General features: G+C 51.9%; 14 protein-coding genes. 5 read left to right on the top strand and 9 right to left on the bottom strand.

Annotation, left to right across the window (positions count from 1 at the left end; all coding sequences use genetic code 11):
- Positions 1-8: 8 nt before the first annotated feature.
- The 6 genes from SH527x_RS18765 to SH527x_RS18740 form a co-directional block, all read right to left on the bottom strand.
- Positions 9-3,296 carry a DUF1549 domain-containing protein gene (locus SH527x_RS18765; RefSeq protein WP_437192220.1) on the bottom strand — a complete coding sequence of 1,096 codons (3,288 nt, stop codon included), beginning with the start codon at positions 3,294-3,296 and terminating at the stop codon, positions 9-11.
- Positions 3,297-3,453: 157 nt separating this feature from the next.
- Positions 3,454-3,885 carry a carboxypeptidase regulatory-like domain-containing protein gene (locus SH527x_RS18760; RefSeq protein WP_437192219.1) on the bottom strand — a complete coding sequence of 144 codons (432 nt, stop codon included), beginning with the start codon at positions 3,883-3,885 and terminating at the stop codon, positions 3,454-3,456.
- Between the two features lie 210 nt (positions 3,886-4,095).
- Positions 4,096-5,109, bottom strand: a complete 1,014-nt coding sequence (locus tag SH527x_RS18755; RefSeq protein ID WP_437192218.1) for a DUF1559 domain-containing protein — start codon at positions 5,107-5,109, stop codon at positions 4,096-4,098.
- Positions 5,110-5,206: 97 nt separating this feature from the next.
- Positions 5,207-6,850, bottom strand: a complete 1,644-nt coding sequence (locus SH527x_RS18750; RefSeq protein ID WP_437192216.1) for a hypothetical protein — start codon at positions 6,848-6,850, stop codon at positions 5,207-5,209.
- Positions 6,847-7,404 carry a sigma-70 family RNA polymerase sigma factor gene (locus SH527x_RS18745; protein WP_437192215.1) on the bottom strand — a complete coding sequence of 186 codons (558 nt, stop codon included), beginning with the start codon at positions 7,402-7,404 and terminating at the stop codon, positions 6,847-6,849. The genes SH527x_RS18750 and SH527x_RS18745 overlap by 4 nt, the downstream gene beginning before the upstream one ends.
- A gap of 602 nt (positions 7,405-8,006) precedes the next feature.
- Entirely contained in the window at positions 8,007-9,476 is a 1,470-nt protein-coding gene (locus SH527x_RS18740) for a hypothetical protein (protein WP_437192214.1), read from the bottom strand.
- A gap of 249 nt (positions 9,477-9,725) precedes the next feature.
- Between SH527x_RS18740 and SH527x_RS18735 the strand changes: the two genes are divergently transcribed.
- From SH527x_RS18735 to tdh, 5 genes are all read left to right on the top strand, one after another.
- Positions 9,726-10,145, top strand: coding sequence for a secondary thiamine-phosphate synthase enzyme YjbQ (locus SH527x_RS18735; RefSeq protein ID WP_437192213.1), 420 nt, complete (start codon positions 9,726-9,728; stop codon positions 10,143-10,145).
- Between the two features lie 389 nt (positions 10,146-10,534).
- Complete coding sequence (locus tag SH527x_RS18730; protein ID WP_437192212.1) at positions 10,535-10,813, top strand: hypothetical protein; 279 nt, start codon at positions 10,535-10,537, stop codon at positions 10,811-10,813.
- A 501-nt stretch (positions 10,814-11,314) separates the two neighbouring features.
- A complete protein-coding gene (locus SH527x_RS18725; RefSeq protein WP_437192211.1) occupies positions 11,315-12,760 on the top strand; it encodes a Gfo/Idh/MocA family protein in 1,446 nt (481 codons plus the stop codon).
- Positions 12,761-12,918: 158 nt separating this feature from the next.
- The gene (locus SH527x_RS18720) at positions 12,919-13,956 is read left to right on the top strand and encodes a LacI family DNA-binding transcriptional regulator (RefSeq protein WP_437192210.1); all 1,038 of its coding nucleotides are present in this window, start codon (positions 12,919-12,921) and stop codon (positions 13,954-13,956) included.
- A gap of 239 nt (positions 13,957-14,195) precedes the next feature.
- A complete protein-coding gene (gene tdh, locus SH527x_RS18715) occupies positions 14,196-15,227 on the top strand; it encodes an L-threonine 3-dehydrogenase (protein ID WP_437192209.1) in 1,032 nt (343 codons plus the stop codon).
- A gap of 63 nt (positions 15,228-15,290) precedes the next feature.
- On the opposite strand, the gene rnc is transcribed toward tdh, so the two are convergent.
- The 3 genes from rnc to SH527x_RS18700 all read right to left on the bottom strand — a co-directional run bounded on the left by rnc (position 15,291) and on the right by SH527x_RS18700 (position 18,465).
- Positions 15,291-16,172: a ribonuclease III gene (gene rnc / locus SH527x_RS18710; protein WP_437192208.1), complete on the bottom strand. Its 882-nt coding sequence runs from the start codon at positions 16,170-16,172 to the stop codon at positions 15,291-15,293.
- Positions 16,173-16,593: 421 nt separating this feature from the next.
- Complete coding sequence (locus SH527x_RS18705) at positions 16,594-17,037, bottom strand: response regulator (protein ID WP_437192207.1); 444 nt, start codon at positions 17,035-17,037, stop codon at positions 16,594-16,596.
- Between the two features lie 180 nt (positions 17,038-17,217).
- A complete protein-coding gene (locus SH527x_RS18700) occupies positions 17,218-18,465 on the bottom strand; it encodes a DEAD/DEAH box helicase (protein ID WP_437192206.1) in 1,248 nt (415 codons plus the stop codon).
- Between the last annotated feature and the right edge of the window lie 215 nt (positions 18,466-18,680).

Below are 18,680 nucleotides of genomic sequence, written 5' to 3'. Positions count from 1 at the left end.
CGGGAACCTCAATCGACGTAGAGAAACTCGTTCGAATTCAACAGCACGTGGCAGAGATCGACAAATGCCAGTTCGGAGGGAGATGCGTGCTGCTGCTCGTCTGCAAATGGACGAATACCAAGTCCATCAGGACAGGTATCCTGAAAAACCCCTGGGTTGGGATCAAATCGCCAATACCCGGCAGTGGCCGGAGCCACACGTTCGGATGTCAATAGAAGCTCAGCTTGCGGAAGAGCTCCACGGGAAACACGAATATCGTCGATCAACCCATGGAACCGCCCGTCCCGACCTCGTGAGCCGATGACCAGTGCATCTTTGGTGTTCATCGCGGAGACCAGTTTGTGTTCGAATTCCGCAACGAACATCGGCTCATCGTCGTTCGACAAATCCTTCAGATAGAAGTGAATCTGTCCAGGCTTTCCGTCCTTGCCCATCCGCACTGTCGCAGCTGCAAAGTACGGTTTGTTCAATTCAATATGATGATCAGAGAACATTGCCGCCTCGACAACGACCCCGTCCTTATTCTTGCCAAACATCTGCATGACGAGCGTCTGCGGCTTACGTCGAGACCCTTTTCCGGTCACTCCGAAGACCCAGCCTGAATCTGACGATCGACCGGACCACATCGACGCAATTGTCCGCACTCCGCCTGAATCAAACACGGATCGCAACTGGAAGAAGGCTTCTACCGTAAAGTCACCAAACTCCAAACGCGGATCATGCGAAACGGAGAGCAATCCCTTATCAACATCAGGTTGGAACAACAGTGCCTGACCGTCTCGATAAGGCATCTTCCCGGTCACGAGTTTATCACTGACCGGAGCGACCTGATTTTGACGAATACGTTGCTCCTGCTCCTTGAGAAACTCCTGAGCCCCCACCAGTTCATGTGCCTCTGGAGCACGCCCCAGGACGCGCCACCACAAACGTTCGATCAGCGGTGCAGTATCACCACTGACTTCCTCCCCATTCTTCACACTTCTGGCGATATCCGCCGCATGCTTCAGCATTGTCTGACTGTTGATCAACAACAGCGACTGCACCGGAGACGTGGTCGTGTTTCGAATTGAAGTGCTTGAGAAGAACTGTGGAAGGTCGAACACATCCATCAATGAATCACGAGCGTTTCGCATGATTCGAGTGTAAATCGAACGTCGTGGACGATCCGGCTGCACCCCTGGTCCGCCGTGTTCTAATGACAGCTGACCACTGACCGCGAAGATCGAGTCACGAATCTGTTCTGCATCCAGACGGCGAGTCTCCCCGCGCCAATACCACTTGTTTGACGGATCAATCTCTTGCAACGCAGCGATTTGCGGATGGTTCGCACTCTGGCGATATGTCGCCGAAGTCACAATCAGGCGATGAAGATCCTTGAACTTCCATCCCCCATCGACGAAGCGCGTCGTCAACCAGTCCAGTAGTTCCGGATGTGATGGTGGCTCACCAAGCCGTCCGAAATCACTGCTGTTCTCAACGAGCCCTTTACCGAAGTGATACTGCCAGACGCGATTCACAATCACGCGAGTTGCAATCGGGTTCTCAGGGCGAGTAAGCCACATTGCCAGCACAGAGCGTCGACCGGTTGAATCAGCGACGTTCTCTGGCTTTGGGATCTGTGGCAGCTCGGTTTCCAGAATTGAAGGAAATCCCGGAGCGACCTCAACCTTGCGTTTAGGAATGATCGTTTTCGGAGGATTCACTCCGACGTCTTTCACAATCATCGGCATCATCAGCGGAGCTGGCTTGATGTTATCGAATGCAGCCAACTGACGTCGCAATGCAAGGACTTTGTCCTTTGCTTCACCACGAATGATTCCATCAACCCGTTCGTGCTCATAGATCACCTGCCGCCAGGCCAACCGCGCCAGCTGTTCCTCTTCAGGCGTCCGATCGGCAGGAGCCTTCTTGATCATCCCCTTGATATCGTCAGGGAAACGCTCAACAGCTGTCCTCTCCCCACGATTAAGGTACTCCTGCACAATGGCATCAAGTTCAGCACGAATCTCTTTTGTCTTCTCGTCGTAGATTTCCTGCTTCTTCTTATGTTCGGCGCGAGCCTCTGGGGTTGCGGCGATCACATCGTCCCGCCAGACAATCGGTTCAAAGAAGGCTCGAAGCTGGAAATAGTCTTTCTGCAGAATTGGATCGTATTTGTGATCGTGACAGCGAGCGCATTGGAACCCCATGCCGAAGAAGACATCTCCGGTGACATCCGTGACTTCATTCAGAATGTTGTCCCACTGGCCCCTAACGTCACGCGCGTTGTATTCGTAAATCCCATGTCGCAGATAGCCGGTCGCCACCATCGCATTGGGATTGTCTGGATAGAGTTCATCACCAGCCAGTTGCTCGCGGACGAACAAGTCATACGGCTTGTCTTCGTTGAACGACTGAATCACGTAGTCGCGATAACGCCAGGCCTCTGGTCGATAGTTATCTGCACGGAACCCATCTGAATCCGCGTACCGTACCAGATCGAGCCAATGTCGTGCCCAGCGTTCTCCATATTGAGGGCTGGCCAGCAACGAGTCGACCAATTTTTCATAGGCCTTCGGATCAGGATCGTTCTCGAAGTTCTGAATCGCTTCAGCCGAAGGCGGAACTCCGACCAGATCGAAATAGACCCGACGAATGAGCGCACGACGCTCGGCTTCCGGAGCAGGAACAAGCTGCTTCTGTTCGTGACGAACAGAGATAAAGCGGTCAATCTCGTTACGACACCAGTCTGGCTGCGGAACGCTTTCAGGAGGGACCTGACGAACAACCGGTTGGAACGCCCACCAGTTACGGTCTTCCTCAGAGAACGGATCACCATGTTTTCGAATGGCAACTTTCCCGTCATCCCCTGGCCATGGAGCGCCCATCTCAATCCACTTGGAGAGCACTTCAATCTGGGCGTCGTCCAGTTTCTTTGAAGGTGGCATCTCGAAGGATTCGTAACGCACAGCCTCCATCAACAGACTGGACTCTGGTTTCCCGAGTTCAATCGCCGCACCGGACTCGCCCCCAAGGAGAATATGTCCTCGGGTATCAAGCCGCAGGCCCCCTTTAGAACTCTTCTCGTCGTGGCACTTCTGGCACTGTTCCACCAGAAGTGGACGAACGTGCTTTTCGAAGAACTGGATTTGCTCCGGCGTTGGTTGCGCCGGAGCCTCCGAAGCAATCACAGCACTTGTCGTGATCGCACCAAATGCAACAACTCCAGTGCAGATCCCGATCATCAATGACTTCGTTGTCTGAGTCAGACGACGGCCAAATAAACGATCAAACATTGGGCGTTGAAGATTCCGCATAATTTTGTCGTTCTCAAAATGCAGATGGCGCGAAATTTTGTCGCATCCAATCATATCGATCCCGGACACAACCTGTCTTCCGAAAACCAAACCGGGATCAATAAAATCGGAGAAACAAACCGAAAAAGACATTCAAAAGCACAATACCCATAAAGAGTTATGGCGATTTTAATTTCAAATCGAAGTCGAGCTGATTTTCCTCGGTTTTGACTTCAACTTTCAAATCTGACTTATCGTGATAGTGAGCTGGAAGCATTTCCTTACGTCCAGGAATCACAGGCGAGCCTTCCCCCCCTGACGGAAAACGTTCCGTTCGAATCTGAACGAGGTGCTCTCCCGGCATTGCACCATCGACATTCTCGGTGTATCTCAAATAATAAACGCCATTTGCGTCAGTCACCCCCACAGATGGACGCCCATTTGTGGGGTTAAACGTCAATGTCGCTCCATCGACCGGCTTCCCATCGATTTTGACGGTTCCTTTCACAGGATAGACCTTCGGGGTGTCACTTCCACCTCCACACCCGAACATCCCGACAACACACAAACAAACCGACAACGAAGCCGCACAAAAAGACCATTGACTCATGGATGCCTCACACGGTGCCTGCAAATAACCAACAGAAACAAAAGAAGAAAGAATGAAATCTCTATCCCAGTGGTGCATCCGGTAGAAATTCTGAGCCAGAAACGTTGATCTCCAGATCTTGAGACAACGCTTCTAACTCAGACTTCCATCACGGTAGGAAGTGGCCTTGCCACTTACAGAGACCTCAAAACATGCGAGCCTCAAACCGGTTTAGAATTCACCTACAACAACACCGTCGGCCATCCCTGCAATCGCTTCAAGGACGCTGTCAGTCGGATTGCTCTGATTGTTGTTAATGTTGTCACTGATGAAGGCGACACGACCATCAGCAAATGCGAAGTGAGCACCGCCAGTGTGCACACTGCTGTAGGAGCCACTCTGTGGCTGATCCACACCAACCAACACTGGATTGATCGAGAAGTGAACGCTACCGGTGCATGACATCAAGCCCTGATTCCATGCAGGACCAGGATGTTGGTTGCAGCTTGGACCGTTGCCATCTTTATCACGAACGGCGTAGAGCATCCCAGCGTTCATGAGAATTCTGCCTGGTTTGTAAGCACGTTCCCCAACCATGATCGTATTACTCGACCCGTCGCGAATATCACGCATACGGCAGTTGCTGTTCCCCCAGAACATCCCTGTCGCACCAGTCGTTCCGTCTAATGAGTTCGTTGCTGGACGAATTCGCACGTACTTGGTGTTGTTGTTCGCAACATAGTTCGACAAGGCGACTCCGACGTTATCCACACCAGTTGTTCGAGCAATGGTATACCCCAGACTCGTTGACGTACTGAACACTGCTGGACCATCGTCACTTGGACATCGGAACGCTGGAAGCGGAGTCTGCAAGAATCGGGTATTTGTTCCAATGTTGTCACTTGGACGTGCTCCATTGACGTTCAACGCATTGTAAATGGTTGTTTGTTCAACATACGGAAGCAGGAATGCAGTCCAGTTCCAATGCCCCTGATCGTCCTGAATTGTTGAAGGAGCGATGGCGAGATTCACAACAGCCGGTGGAAACACATTGAATGTTTCATGGTAGTTATGCAGTGCCAGTGCAATCTGCTTAAGGTTGTTGCGACATTGAGATCGGCGAGCCGCTTCTCTTGCCTGCTGAACTGCTGGCAGCAGCAATGCAATCAGAATCGCAATAATGGCGATCACCACGAGCAATTCGATGAGAGTAAACCCGAACCTTTTGTTCTGATGTCGTTTCATTTGAAGAACTCCAAAAACTCAGAATGGGAAAAAGAAAACAGTCCGAACGGAAATACAACGACGTGAATTGAGCAAAATGAGAACAGCAAACGACTTCTCACGATGATTCCGAAATCGGAGGGAAGCCCCCTATAAACACTGGATCAAAATAGAAACCTTCATCACCCACCGCCTCAAAGAAGAGAGCATCCACCTGAGCGCCAACGGGATACCCGAGATCAGACAGATCAATACCGACTGCCAATGCGCTGAATACCTGAAATGACAGATCCACTTCGAAAAACTTGAGCTGATTCAGGTCTTCCAGTGACTGCGGAACAGCCGCATAATTCCTAAGAAAAAACGGCATCACCGGCAGTGCATTTCGACTGCGAAGTGTGATGTCATATCGTGAGATCAGATGGTCACGAATCCCCGGCGTTGCCTGAAGCGGCCCCACTCGAAACGAGTCCCCATCAGCGGGATAGACAGGGGACTGAACCTCAAAGAGCACAACATCCGGCCCAGCGCCATTGATGACCGGAGTTCGAAATCTGACCGCCATTCCCGGACGATCACGGTAGTCTTCATCAGGATCACGCTGATCATATTGATCCTGCGTTCTCGAACCGGCATTGAACACCCCGGTATTTAACGCAACATCTTCGGTCAAACCTGCCAGCGGATCGTCTGACGACGCTCCAGAATAGGCCACATTGGACTTACTGCGGTTGGCCTTGAACGAGATGACATCAATCCCGATCAGTTCTTCCACCTGATAAATACGGGAGACTCCGCCTCGCTGTACCGTAACGCTCTCGAGATCACGAACACCCGGCCCTCCCTCTGGAGTGCTTGCATCAAATGCGATGACCCGATCCGGAAGATGCGTGACAAAGGAAGATTCCCGAAACGGAAGTTCCTCAATATCTGCTTTATTTCGCGATGCCTTGGCCGCCTCACCAGAGACGAGAGTCTTCATGGCAGGGGCCTTCCCGGCAGGCGTTTTATCGACTGACATGTGCAGCTCAGCAGCACCTTCCACCACTTGCACTTCTGCCTGCCCGAATTCAGAAACGCCGACATGAAATCGTGTTCCCAAATCAACCACCTGAGAGCACGGCGTCGTTACCTTGAATCCTTCGGCTCCAGGAGGCGCGTGAATCGAACAGGAACCGATCTTCAAATCCAGCAAGTCTGACTCGAGAATGGTGAAGATCGCAGGGGCTTCCAAAACAGCAGTTGCCCCAGCTGGAAACGTCAACTCAATCTGGCCGGATGTGAGGGCAAACGTGTGATCAAATGGCAGCGCTGAATTCACCTTCGGCATCAGCTCTCCGAAGAATTCTGCACCAGCCGACTGACTCAATACCGCAGGCTTCTTCGCAACGAATCCCCTGACACCGGACTGAAGATCGACCGGTTGATTCTGCCAATTCGCAGCGTTGCGATCCCGCAGGACTTCCGTGATACAGAGTCCTCCCAGAATCAGCAGAACAGGAACCGTGAACTGCAGCACAGAAAATAGCAGACGAGAGGAACGCAGTGGCGACGCCATGCGCTGAGTGGTTTGGAGACCAGGAAGTGCAGCAACTTTTTTCAGATGCAGATGCAAATCCAACCATGCATAGTATTCACATCTTGCATGGGAATCTTTCTTCAGCCAGTCCTGCAATCGCAGGTGCTCGTCCTCTGTAATCGACTCATTCAGGAGTGCATTCAGCAACTCATAGAATTCACCGGAAAGTCGCTTGGGAGTCATATGGAAGCCTCCCTCAACTTACGACGAACACAATCCAGAAGAATCCTCCGGACTTTTCCAAGTCGGTTGTAAAGCGTCTGCAGCGGTTGCCCGAGTGACTCCGCAAAGTCCTTCACTGTCAAGTCGCCGCCATAGGCAATCCGCACCAGTTCGCGGTCGCGACGAGGGAGTGAATCGACACAGTCTTTCAAGACTGCCAAACCTTCGGCAGTCGATTCCTGCGATTCCATGACTTCGAGACGCTCATCGGAAATCTGCGCGAGCAGAGCCGAATCGAAACGCATCCGCTTCCGCTCAGACAATCGCAAAAAGTTCCGTACTTCGTTTAACGCAACACCGCAGGCCCACGGCAGGAAGCTGCGATCACGGTCATACTCAGAAAACTTATGCCAGAGCAACAGACTGCATTTCTGAAAGACATCTTCAGCGTCAGAGTAATTCGACAGCAATGAGTAGATGTACCGAAAAATACGCTCACGATCGCGAGAGAAGTGCCGCAGAAATTCCTCGTACTGGACATCTGCAGATCGTTGATCGTTCCGGGCGTGAAACATCCGAATGCCTACAAAAAGCGAAACTCAAGTGAACTGGCGTTCAGAATTGAATATGTCAGTCTGAATGGGGAGCCCATTTTTGATTCCGATGATCACCTCGGGCGCAAGACTTCGTCCCAACTGTCCTCGACCCAACAGGATATCGTCTAACGTTGATGCAACTTACCACAAAAACTTCATCAACACTTCCCTGACACTCGTGCAGAAATCCCCAATCACCCGGGGAGCAAACCACTTACAACACGACTCAACACGCAACAAAACTTTCAAACATATTGTCACTTTGGCGCGCAGACGCCGTGCCTTCAACTGGCAACCCACCGAGAAGTTGCGTCAAGTGATTAACTGAGATCCAGTCTCAAGCAAGGGGAGGCGAGCGCTCGTACGAATCACGTTCCATTTAACGAAACGTGACATTCCATGTTCAACGCCGATTCAAGGGCTAACAATCTTCCGGAACCGCTCATGCGAGAGACGTGCTGTTGGAGCAATTGGGCAACAACTAAATAACCCCAATATCGAAACACGGCCGCCGTCCTCAGCGCGCATGGCGAGTACAGACTCGCGAGAGAGCACACGCTTGAAACGCAACAGCTCGACGCTTAGATCTGATCTTCAGCTGTGCCAGTCGGAGCGTCCCCTTCAGCTGGCTTTTCGCGCCGCTCAGTTGCCGGAATTCCGACAACGGGCAAGGTTCCACTCGAATCATCTTCCGGCATTCCCCCAACCAGATAGAGTGGGGTTCCATCGTCCCGCAATCGCAACATGAAATACGCAATCGTCACAGCAGTCCAGAAAAAGCTGAAGGTGAAGGCGACAGGAACCGCACGCAGGACATCACCCCAGAAACTCAAGAGAGACTTTGAGATCCAGAAATCGTCTGACGGCTGGCTCCGGGGTAGCATCGGAGGCTGAATGGACCTCTGCATCTGTGTCTGCATCTGTGTCTGCATCTGTGTCTGCATCTGTGACTGCATCGGTGACTGCATCTGTGACTGCATCGGTGACTGCATCGGTGACTGCATCGGTAACGGCATACTATATGGCTTCGCCCAAATCGATTTCGTCAACCCGGACTTATTTAAATCTCCGGAAACCGATTGCATGGAAGTCACAGTCAATTCTGTGGCAAGGTTCATGACTCCCTGAACGAGAAACAATGACGCAGAGCCATAGAACATGATGAAGATCACAAGCAGAAGCGCTGACCAAAGCTGATTGAACAGATAGCTGTATGCTCGACTGAGCCCATCGAAGGCATCACTCGCTTCCGTGCTGATCGCTGCAACCATGATTGGCCAGCCAGCCACAACTCCAAAAACAATCAACGCCATCAGCACTCCGAAGAGATAGGCAATAATCCACAAAGCACCAACAACTGTTTCACCGACAACAGGAACTTTAAGCAGAAGCCCTGCCAGAAGATTAGGAACCCACAGGATCAAGAGCCCACACACCGGAATCAATGGAGCGCCGAGATAAGACACCAGCGACCGACTGGAAAACTTAAGGGCCTGAACAACAGAGAGCTCTCCCCGGCCAGCAAAATCAACTGCAGCCATACGGGAGATTGCCCCCCCAAAAAGTCCACAGACAAGCAATCCCCAGAACGTGGTGAACACTGCTTCAAACCACTGGAGATCACCCCGCGATGAAAAAAGAACATCACGGGCCGACAAGGCCATTCGCTGAACTGGCCAGAGAACAACAGACGGGCGGCTGAAAGCAACGGCCACAGTCTGGATTGGATTGAACAGAAAAGACGACAGCTTTTCAGGCTGGCGACTCACATGCCCTTCGATAAGGAGTAAATCCTCCATCAAGGCTGAAAATACCGGATGCTGAGAATTCACCGCAGGGACTGGTGATTCAGGCCAAAACAAGAAATGGATCAGTCGATCGCCCTGCACCCACAGAAAAACGGCGACAATCGCAATCAACATGCGGCGGTAATCAATCGCCATGCGAAACGCCCGAAACATCCGTACCCAAGGCAGCCAATGCTGAATGCGGACCGAGTTCGGCTGAAAGAGGCTTTCTTCCAGTTGAGGTTCGTTTAGCATCTGCGACATGCGGTGCCCTTATCCCTGAGGATTCCATTCAAACTTGGTGCAACTCCACACTTGACCGCCACCGGTTGTCGAATGTCGACGTTTCAAGAACGTTGAAGGTCTCCCCTGAATTCGAGTGGATCAGGATTCACCTGTGACTCCACCACAAAAACGGATTCCTCAGCAAATCGCCGCCTCGACTACGAGGTGAGTATAGTCACCCTTGAAACAAGACAACACACACAATCCCGCTTCAGCGAAAGAATTCAGATGAGCTGGCATCAACGACAAATCACCCTTCCCGCTTACCGTCGCGGGTTTCATCAGATCACAAGACAAGTGATCCAGGCACTCCCTGAACTCGATTCAATCCAGACCGGACTCTTGCATGTCTTCATCATGCACACGTCAGCATCACTGACGATCAACGAGAACGCCGACCCCGATGTGCCCGTCGATCTGGAATCTTCTTTCAATGCCATCGCCCCGGAGAACTTCCCGTACATCCATACTTGCGAAGGCCCGGACGACATGCCTGCACATGTGAAGGCATCAATGCTTGGAAGTTCGGTCTCCATCCCTGTCGCGAATGGAAGACTCGTTCTCGGCACATGGCAAGGGATCTTCCTTTGCGAGCACAGAAACCACGGAGGACAACGCCGGCTAGTCCTCACCTTGCATGGAGAGTGAAACGAGGCGCGTTCGGCCCGGACAAACCTGGTCCCTTTTTTCCTCTTCCTTGTTTCACTAACACCTGATCGCATCAACGTATGAGTCATTGATTTAAGAAATATCTGAAGTCGAAAAGATTGCACACCGTGGTCGTAAAGATTTCAAAACTGGCGACTAATCAGACAGCAAGCCCCCATCTCCCCCAGTCAACTCAGATCTCGTCGAACTTCCGTAACCACATGCCAGCACTAGAGATTTGATCCCACACGAACAGATCACAACTTCTTTTCCGACAAAAGAATGCGTCTTGGGAGCGGGGATTGCTACGGTTCTTTATCACAACACAAGTGAACTGAAGAACAAGAATTTTGCATTCGAGATTTGAAACTAAGGAGCTGAGTGTCGTTATGAAATTGTTTCTCACCGCATGTGCAGTCGCCGTCATCACAATGGCCGGTATGACCAATGTCAGCGAAGCACAATCAGCAAACTCGTATAATCGAGGCTTCCGAGCAGGTGTCCGCAGCGCGGCACGCGGTAATCCAGCCCCTGCAATTCGACGTGGTGTCTACAACGTTCCACCGCGTGCATACTATGGTCGACCTTACGCGCCACGAGGCGTCTACGGTGCGCCGGTTCGCGGAGGCTATTACGGTGGCGGAACAGGCATTTACCTTCGCTTCTGATCCCCAACAGCAGGTGCTTCAGATGTGATGGAAAGCCATCACTGAAGTTCATCGGTGACTGACCAATTCGCTGAATATTATTGTCGGAAACCAGACTGCTGAGCCTCAGAATTGGGGTTCAGCAGTTTTTTTGTTTACGGAACAAATTCCCGCAACCCATTTTGCAGTAAAACGATGCACTCAAATCAACTGCAATCCGACGATCCAGGGGACTCTTGCGATAACCTCGTCCTACTGAAGCAGTTCGCCTCGCAGCACTCGCCTACAAACTGGTAAACTGGAAGTGGTCTGCAGGAATCGATCTTGAATCATTGATATCATGTAATATCATTGCCGCTCGTAAGATTCGCATGCGAATCACTCTGCCTTTGATGTCGATTGGTGTTTCCCAACAGACACCTCTCGGCCTGGAACCGGTCAGTGCTATCATTGACCGTAGCAGGCACGAACTTCGAATTCGACAGTATCCGGACAGGTCAGTCATAACGAGGATCTCACACAATGGTCTCCATTTCACGTCGCGGATTCCTGGCATCAGCCGCCGCAGCAGCAGCAATTTCTCCCTGGTCGCGCGTGATGGGGGCTAACTCCGACATTCGTGTCGCCATCATCGGCGCCAACGGAATCGGAAAAACGCACTTGATGAACTTCCAGAAGATTCCTGGAGTTCGCGTGGTCGGTCTGTGTGATGTGGACAGCAACGTCCTCGGAACCCGTGCAGCTGAATTCGAAAAAGCGTTCGGTGGATCACTCAAGAAATACGAAGACCTCCGCCAGGTCTTTGACGATCCCGGTGTCGACGTCGTCGTTCTTGCAGTTCCAAACCACTGGCACGCACTCGGAACCATTTGGGCCTGTCAGGCAGGAAAAGACGTCCTCGTCGAAAAGCCTTGCTCTTACAACATCTGGGAAGCTCAACAGATGATCAAAGCTGCCGACAAGTACGAGCGCATTGTACAGGTCGGAATTCAGCGTCGCAGCCTTGATTACCTGCAGGAATGGTTCAAAGAACTGCAAGGTGGAGCCCTCGGGAAGATCCAGAGTGTTCGCGGTCTGTTCTACTCACGCCGACAACCGATCGGCTCTGTCGACAAGCCAGTCGCCCCGCCAGCAGGCGTCAATATCGACCTGTGGTCCGGCCCTGCTTCGACCGACATCCTGCGTAAGCAGTTCCACTATGACTGGCACTGGTTCTGGGAAACCGGCAACGGGGAACTCGGAAACAACGGCCCACACATTCTCGACCTTTGCCGCACAGCGATCGGGTCCAATGAGTTCCCATCATCCGTCTGGAGTGTTGGCGGACGATTTGGGTTCGAAGATGACAATGGTCAGACTCCGAACACCCACATCATCAATTTCGGATTCAAGGAAGCACCAGTTGTCCTCGAAATCCGAAACCTGCCCGCCAAGGCAGGCACCAAAGACAACAACAAGTATCGCGACCTGAGCGTCGGGATCGTTGTCGACTGTGAAGGGGGCAGCTACGTCGGCTTCGACAAAGGAACCGTTTACGACAAAGACGGCAAAGTCATCAAGAAGATCGAAGGCGACATCGGCGCTGACGGTGGTCGACAGGTTCACCGAGAGAACTTCGTCAAAGCTCTGCGTTCCCGCAAGACTTCTGACCTGAACTGCAGTGTTCCACAGGGACACCTCTCCTCCAGCCTGTGCCATATGGGCAACATTTCCCACCGTCTCGGTGAGCAAGTTGTTCTGGGAGAAGCAATTGAGAAAATTCAGTCCAATCCGATCTTCGGTGACGCTGGCAATCGACTCGCTGAGCACCTGAAGCTCAACGACCTCTCGACCGACTCTCTGAAGATCGGCTTAGGGGCCGCATTGACCTTCGATCCCGAAAAACAGGTTTTCCCGGAATCCAAGGCTGCCAACGAACTGCTGACGAGAAATTATCGTAAGCCATTTGTTGTCCCTGAAAACGTATAATTTTTAGGTTGAGTGCGTTACGATAAGTCACTACTGATGGCAGGGGCGAATTCCGAAAGGCTTTCGCCCCTGCCGTTTCATCGACTTATCGAATGGTCTCCGTTTCAAGTTAAACCTGAACGTGGGCTGTTCTGTCTCCAGCAAGTTCTGGAATAGAGATGCGCAATCCCATCAAAAAAGTTCGCCTGATTGACATCGCGAAACAAGCGGGTGTCTCCAGGGCGGCAGTTGGCCATGTCCTGAATCATTCAGGTCAGGACAACGTTCGCGTCTCGGACGAAACAAGAGCACGCGTCCTGCAGATCGCGAAAGAGCTGGAGTATCGGCCGAACCGCGCAGCACAGCAACTGCGAGGAAAGCCCAATCACACATTCGGGGTCATTCTCGACACCGTCAACCTCGCAGTCTTCTCTGCCCGACTGGCTGCCGTCGAAGCCGAAGCACGACGCCGTGGTTACCGCCTGATGATCGGTCAGGTCCATCACGATCATTCCGAAGTGGAAGCGTATCTCGACGACTTTTACGCCCGTGGAATTGATGCGGTGCTGTGTCTGTTCGACGTGATGAATGATCTGCGGGACGAGTTACAGTCTGCGTTTCGCAATAACTCCCGAGCAGTGATTCACGCATCGCCGATTCTCAAGACGCAACCCTGCGTCCGTGTCGACACCGAATCTGCGATTCATCAACTCGTCGATCATCTCGTTGAACGGGGACGCAAAAAGATCGGGATTCAGCTCTGGTCTCCATCCGACTCTCTTATGGGAGTGCGAACGGAATCATGGAAAGATGCCGTGGAGAAGCACGGGCTGGATTCAACGGAAAAACTGGTCTGGACCAATCCTCAACGAACTCAGCGACCAACCCCGGAGATCATTGACGAGTGCATTCAGCAACTGGTGTTTGATCAGAAAGCCGACGCCATTCTCGCATCAAACGACGAATGGGCCGTCCGCCTCATCCAGGGATTACGCCGTCGTAACCTCGAAGTTCCCAGAGACGTCGCAGTGACAGGCTACGACAATCTGGATATCGCAGAAGTCGTTGAACCTGCACTGACAACAATCGACCAGTGCCACCTTGACTATGCTGTCGCCGCTGTTGACCTGATGCAGGCAACCCTGAAGGGAATAATCCCGGCAGAAGATCGCATTCGTGTCATTAAACCGCGACTGGTGATTCGAAACTCGACTTAATCATACAGGAAATTCTTCCGAACCTGTTGCAGGACTGAATGTCCTGTTGGCAATTCAATCGTCCAGCAATCTTGTGACACCGGGCCTTCATCTGATTAACGCATCTTGAATACGGCATCGAGCAATTGCTCTGGTCGTATTCCACCTGCTGAGTCGTGACACGAACGCCATCCAGAAGTGTGAACGTCTGTCACAGACACGACCGTGTTTCAAACTCAGCAAGTTCTAGTGAGGATCGCATGAAAGCTCTTGTGAAACGGCATTCTGAACGAGGACTCTGGCTGGAAGATGCACCTGTTCCAGAGCCGGGAATCAACGACGTTCTCATTCGAGTGGCCAAAACCGGAATCTGCGGGACCGACCTGCATATCTATAATTGGGACGCCTGGGCTCAAAAGACGATCCCGGTTCCGATGATCGTCGGGCATGAGTTCGTGGGAGAGATCGTCTCCGTTGGTTCCAACGTTCACGACTTCTACCCCGGCGAAATCGTCAGCGGCGAAGGCCATGTCGTCTGCGGGCATTGTCGAAACTGCCTCGCAGGGCGTCGCCATCTGTGCGCAGACACCAAAGGGATTGGAGTCAATCGACCTGGTGCATTTGCCGAATACATCGCGATTCCTCAGACAAACGTCTGGCATCATGCTCCAGGGATCGATCTCGAAACTGCATCGATCTTCGACCCGTTTGGAAATGCCGTTCACACTGCCCTGTCATTTGATCTGCTCGGCGAAGACGTGTTGATCACCGGTGCCGGACCAATTGGATGTATGGCTGCTGCGGTTGCGCAATATGCCGGGGCACGCTATGTCGTCGTCACCGACGTCAATCCATGGCGACTGGAACTCGCAAAGCGAATGGGCGCAACGCGTGTGGTGGATGTCCGCAATGAATCGATCGCCGACGTTCAGAAAGAACTCGGAATGAAAGAAGGCTTTGACGTCGGGCTTGAGATGTCAGGGAATGCCACAGCATTTCAAGACATGCTCGCCAACATGGCCCACGGAGGAAAGGTCTCGCTCCTCGGGATTCCGTCCCAGCCAATCGCGATTGACTGGAACACCGTCATCTTCAACATGCTTACCATCAAAGGGATCTACGGGCGAGAGATGTACGAGACCTGGTACAAGATGACTGTGATGCTGCAAGGAGGGCTCGATATCAGCCCTGTCATCACCCATCGCTTCCACGCAACTGAGTTCGAGAAAGGATTCGCAGCCATGAATTCTGGCGAATCAGGAAAAGTCATTCTCGACTGGACTCAGATGTAGCCCCAAGAACTCCTGACAGAGAGTCTGTCGGAGGGGAGTGAAGGCAATTCCGCCAGCGTTGTACTAATCCTGCAACGCTGGCTCTTCAGAGTCAGGAACTTCCTCAGGCGGCAGTGGCTTTTTATCGAGTTCACACAACGCGTGATGCGCTGCACGTTGTTCCGCCATCTTTTTGCTGGGTCCCCACGCAGGCGAAAACTCGCGTGTCCCGACCACAGCGATGACCTGAAAACACTTGTTGTGATCCGGCCCCTGTTCATCCAGAACGCGATAAATTGGCGTCTCTGCAAAGAGCCGTTGAGACTTCTGCTGAAACAGGCTCTTGTAGTTCACGCCGATCGCAGACTCTGCTGCGTTCGTCACATCATTTTCAATCACGCGCCGCACAAACTCTCGGGCGGTCGCATATCCGCCATCGAGATAAATCCCCCCGATAATCGCTTCGAATGCTGTCGCCAAAATCGAATTGGGGATGTTCAAATGAATGGAGATCCCTTTGCCAAGGATCAAATAAGGGTGCAGCTGCATCTCCCGGATAATTCGGGCACATGTTGTGCGACTGACAACAACGGACTTGATGCGTGTCAGTTCCCCTTCAGAACTCCCAGGGAAGAGTTCGTAGAGCATTTCGCACGCAACCGCTCCGAGAATCGAATCTCCCAGAAACTCAAGGCGTTCGTTCGATTCCAGCCGCGTTCGGGCTGCAGATGCATGCGTCAGACAACGAATGAGTAAACCCGGTGTCTGAAACTCATACTGCAAGATCTCCTGACACTGCTTCTCTCGAGTGTCATCGGAAATCAGAATGCTCTCTGACGATAATGGAACCGGAGTATTCTTGCGCGAGGCGACAGCATAAGTGGTCACATCATCAGAGATCTCAACCGACACGGAAGGCGATGACGCGGCAGCGTTGGGATGCGTTTCAGGAATATGGGACGACAAAAGACGGCTCCAACCCTCCGTCATTCCCGGACCTATCGTGAACTATCAACGCCAACGAGAGCAACTCGAAGAAAGCGTCCTGCACCACATGACTTTGGAAGGACAAGACTCCGAATGAGCTGCGAGCAACTCACGCGGAGCGATGGCCTGACAGAGTTTCGATGCCTATCACGAGTTCAGAATTGACAGAACTCAAAATTCGGAATGTTTAAAACCAAAGCAGATCCGTCGTCCCCACACTCTCTGCAACGTTCGGTCTATTCAACAAAAACACTTGCAGGAACACAGGCGAATCAAAATCTGCTCGAACTCAATTTTCGCGCCAGAAATAACTGAGTCAATCTCCAAAAGGAAGACTGGCAAGGAGATCTTCTGAAATCCGTCCGGAGAACCGGGCTCTGAATCGTTCTCGAAACCCTGATTACCGATTGACGATCATATCGGTTTTCCAGAACCCTTTCAGAGTCTCGACCAGAGCCAGAAACTGATCCAGATTCACAGGTTTCGTCAGAAATCCCTGAACGTCCAGTGATTCCACCTCCTGAATATCTGCTTCACCGGCGGTTCCAGTCATGATAATGACAGGGACCGCTTTCAGTGAAGGACATTCACGGATCTCTCTCAGCAGAACTTTTCCATCCACCTCTGGCAGATGGAGATCAAGCAAGATCAAATCAGGTTGAGGAGCCCGCGCGTATTTCCCCGACTGCATGAGAAAATTACGGGCTTCCAGACCGTCACTCAGCCAGGTTAACCGATGATCGATCTTGCTTCGTGAAAGCGCCCCGGTTGTCATTCTGGCAGAGACGAGGCTGTCTTCAATCAACAGGATTTCCATCGGGCGCCCAATGGGATCTAGTGACATAAACATCTCCTGACAGGTTTCAGTTGAAGGCAGATCACTTCCTGATCTGGTTCTCCACTCAGTACATCGGACAACGCAGGCCCAGACAGACCCGCGAATTTGCTCGATGCCGCTCAGAGTTCTCCCAGTCACAAAGAACGAATTCGCGGCAGTTTTGCCAGAATTCAGCCCCAATCAACCTTATGGCATCAGTTCGGTAAAGATGGAATCCCATTCCGCCTCTTCGGACGGTTTGGTCTCAAAGAATTCCTGATCGTTTACGACTTGTACCATTTTTGCATCAAACGCATTGAACTTCTCAACGGAATACGCCTGAAGCAGCGTGTTGATGCGCATCTCAATTCGCGTCAACTCATCACCCTGTTCAGGAGTGACGAACGTAATCGCGCGTCCATCCGAATTTGACGAGAGTCGCCCTGTTCGTCCAACGCGATGGATATAGTCGTCGGAACTTTGAGGGATGTCATAATTGATGATGTGGGAAATCCCGCTGATATCAATACCGCGACCGACGATATCGGTTGCGAGTACCAGCCTGGTGCCCCCTTCTCTCAATTGTCGGATCACCCGATCACGTTGACGCTGTTGCAGGTCCCCGTGAATCGCTGTGACATCAGACAGACGCTTTGAGATCCGCTCGAACAATTGCTGAGCACGTCGTTTCGTACGGCAGAACACAATTGCCTGAGCCGGGCGTTCGTTCAAAAGAACACGAATCAACAACTGGAACTTCTTCTCTTCTTCAACAGTGCAATAAAACTGCTGAATGGTGTCGACAACAACCCGATCTTCAGAAAGGTCGACTCGAAGAGGCTCCTTCATGAAGCGGTGAGCCAGACGCTCGACCTCTGAGTCGAGCGTCGCAGACAGCAACAGTGTCTGACGATCATCTGAGCAGACGCTGAGAATGCGTTCGATATCCTTACGGAAACCGATATCCAGCATCCGGTCTGCCTCGTCGAGAACGACAAATTTCACGTCTTTGAGGTTGAGTGATTTTCTTTGGATGAGATCGATCACTCGTCCCGGTGTTCCAATCACGACGTTCGCCCCGCGCTGCAGACTGCGAATCTGCGGGCCGACGGGACGCCCCCCCACAACCAGAACGGTCTCGATTCGTGACCCTTCTGACAGTAACTGGAATTCATGGTCCACCTGCTCGCTCAATTCGCGAGTTGGACACAGAATCAAAGCCTGAACAGAGTCTCTTGTCAGATCCAGACCCTGAACGATTGGCAGGACGAACGAACCAGTCTTTCCGGTTCCGGTCCGAGCCTGACCAACGCAGTCTCTTCCCTGAAGTGCAATCGGGATTAAAGCTGCCTGAATAGGAGTTGGAGAAGTAAATCCTATGTGATTGAGAACTGTGAGGAGTCGAGGACTCAACCCTAAGTCTGCAAAGGATTGCGGACTTGCCGTTTTATTCATTTGTACCGCTTTTTAGAAAACTCCACACGGTCGCAGGCTAGCTGTTGCGCCCAGATGAACCATGTGATCGCCATTACTGTTTACAATAAGAGTAAGTCACTTCACACTTTACAACCGACACCAGCTCAAGGTCAAGAAAGATCAATAACCCAGAAAGAGTTGCGTCGGGACAGCTCCAGATATTGTAAGCCAAACTCTACGCTTTTTGCAGATTT

It is taken from the genome of Planctomicrobium limosum (assembly GCF_051465645.1).
In the GTDB taxonomy this organism is placed as follows: Bacteria; Planctomycetota; Planctomycetia; order Planctomycetales; family Planctomycetaceae; genus Planctomicrobium.
Note: the sequence above shows the minus strand (reverse complement) of the source record. Positions and strands in the feature narration are given on the sequence as shown.

Bases quoted from the DNA above. Each gene is read 5' to 3' on its own strand.
- SH527x_RS18720 (WP_437192210.1), top strand. From the start codon at position 12,919: ATGCGCAATCCCATCAAAAAAGTTCGCCTGATTGACATCGCGAAACAA.
- SH527x_RS18750 (WP_437192216.1), bottom strand. From the start codon at position 6,850: ATGACTCCCAAGCGACTTTCCGGTGAATTCTATGAGTTGCTGAATGCA.
- SH527x_RS18705 (WP_437192207.1), bottom strand. From the start codon at position 17,037: ATGTCACTAGATCCCATTGGGCGCCCGATGGAAATCCTGTTGATTGAA.
- SH527x_RS18755 (WP_437192218.1), bottom strand. From the start codon at position 5,109: ATGAAACGACATCAGAACAAAAGGTTCGGGTTTACTCTCATCGAATTG.
- SH527x_RS18740 (WP_437192214.1), bottom strand. From the start codon at position 9,476: ATGTCGCAGATGCTAAACGAACCTCAACTGGAAGAAAGCCTCTTTCAG.
- SH527x_RS18730 (WP_437192212.1), top strand. From the start codon at position 10,535: ATGAAATTGTTTCTCACCGCATGTGCAGTCGCCGTCATCACAATGGCC.
- SH527x_RS18725 (WP_437192211.1), top strand. From the start codon at position 11,315: ATGGTCTCCATTTCACGTCGCGGATTCCTGGCATCAGCCGCCGCAGCA.
- SH527x_RS18760 (WP_437192219.1), bottom strand. From the start codon at position 3,885: ATGAGTCAATGGTCTTTTTGTGCGGCTTCGTTGTCGGTTTGTTTGTGT.
- SH527x_RS18765 (WP_437192220.1), bottom strand. From the start codon at position 3,296: ATGCGGAATCTTCAACGCCCAATGTTTGATCGTTTATTTGGCCGTCGT.
- SH527x_RS18700 (WP_437192206.1), bottom strand. From the start codon at position 18,465: ATGAATAAAACGGCAAGTCCGCAATCCTTTGCAGACTTAGGGTTGAGT.
- tdh (WP_437192209.1), top strand. From the start codon at position 14,196: ATGAAAGCTCTTGTGAAACGGCATTCTGAACGAGGACTCTGGCTGGAA.
- SH527x_RS18735 (WP_437192213.1), top strand. From the start codon at position 9,726: ATGAGCTGGCATCAACGACAAATCACCCTTCCCGCTTACCGTCGCGGG.
- SH527x_RS18745 (WP_437192215.1), bottom strand. From the start codon at position 7,404: ATGTTTCACGCCCGGAACGATCAACGATCTGCAGATGTCCAGTACGAG.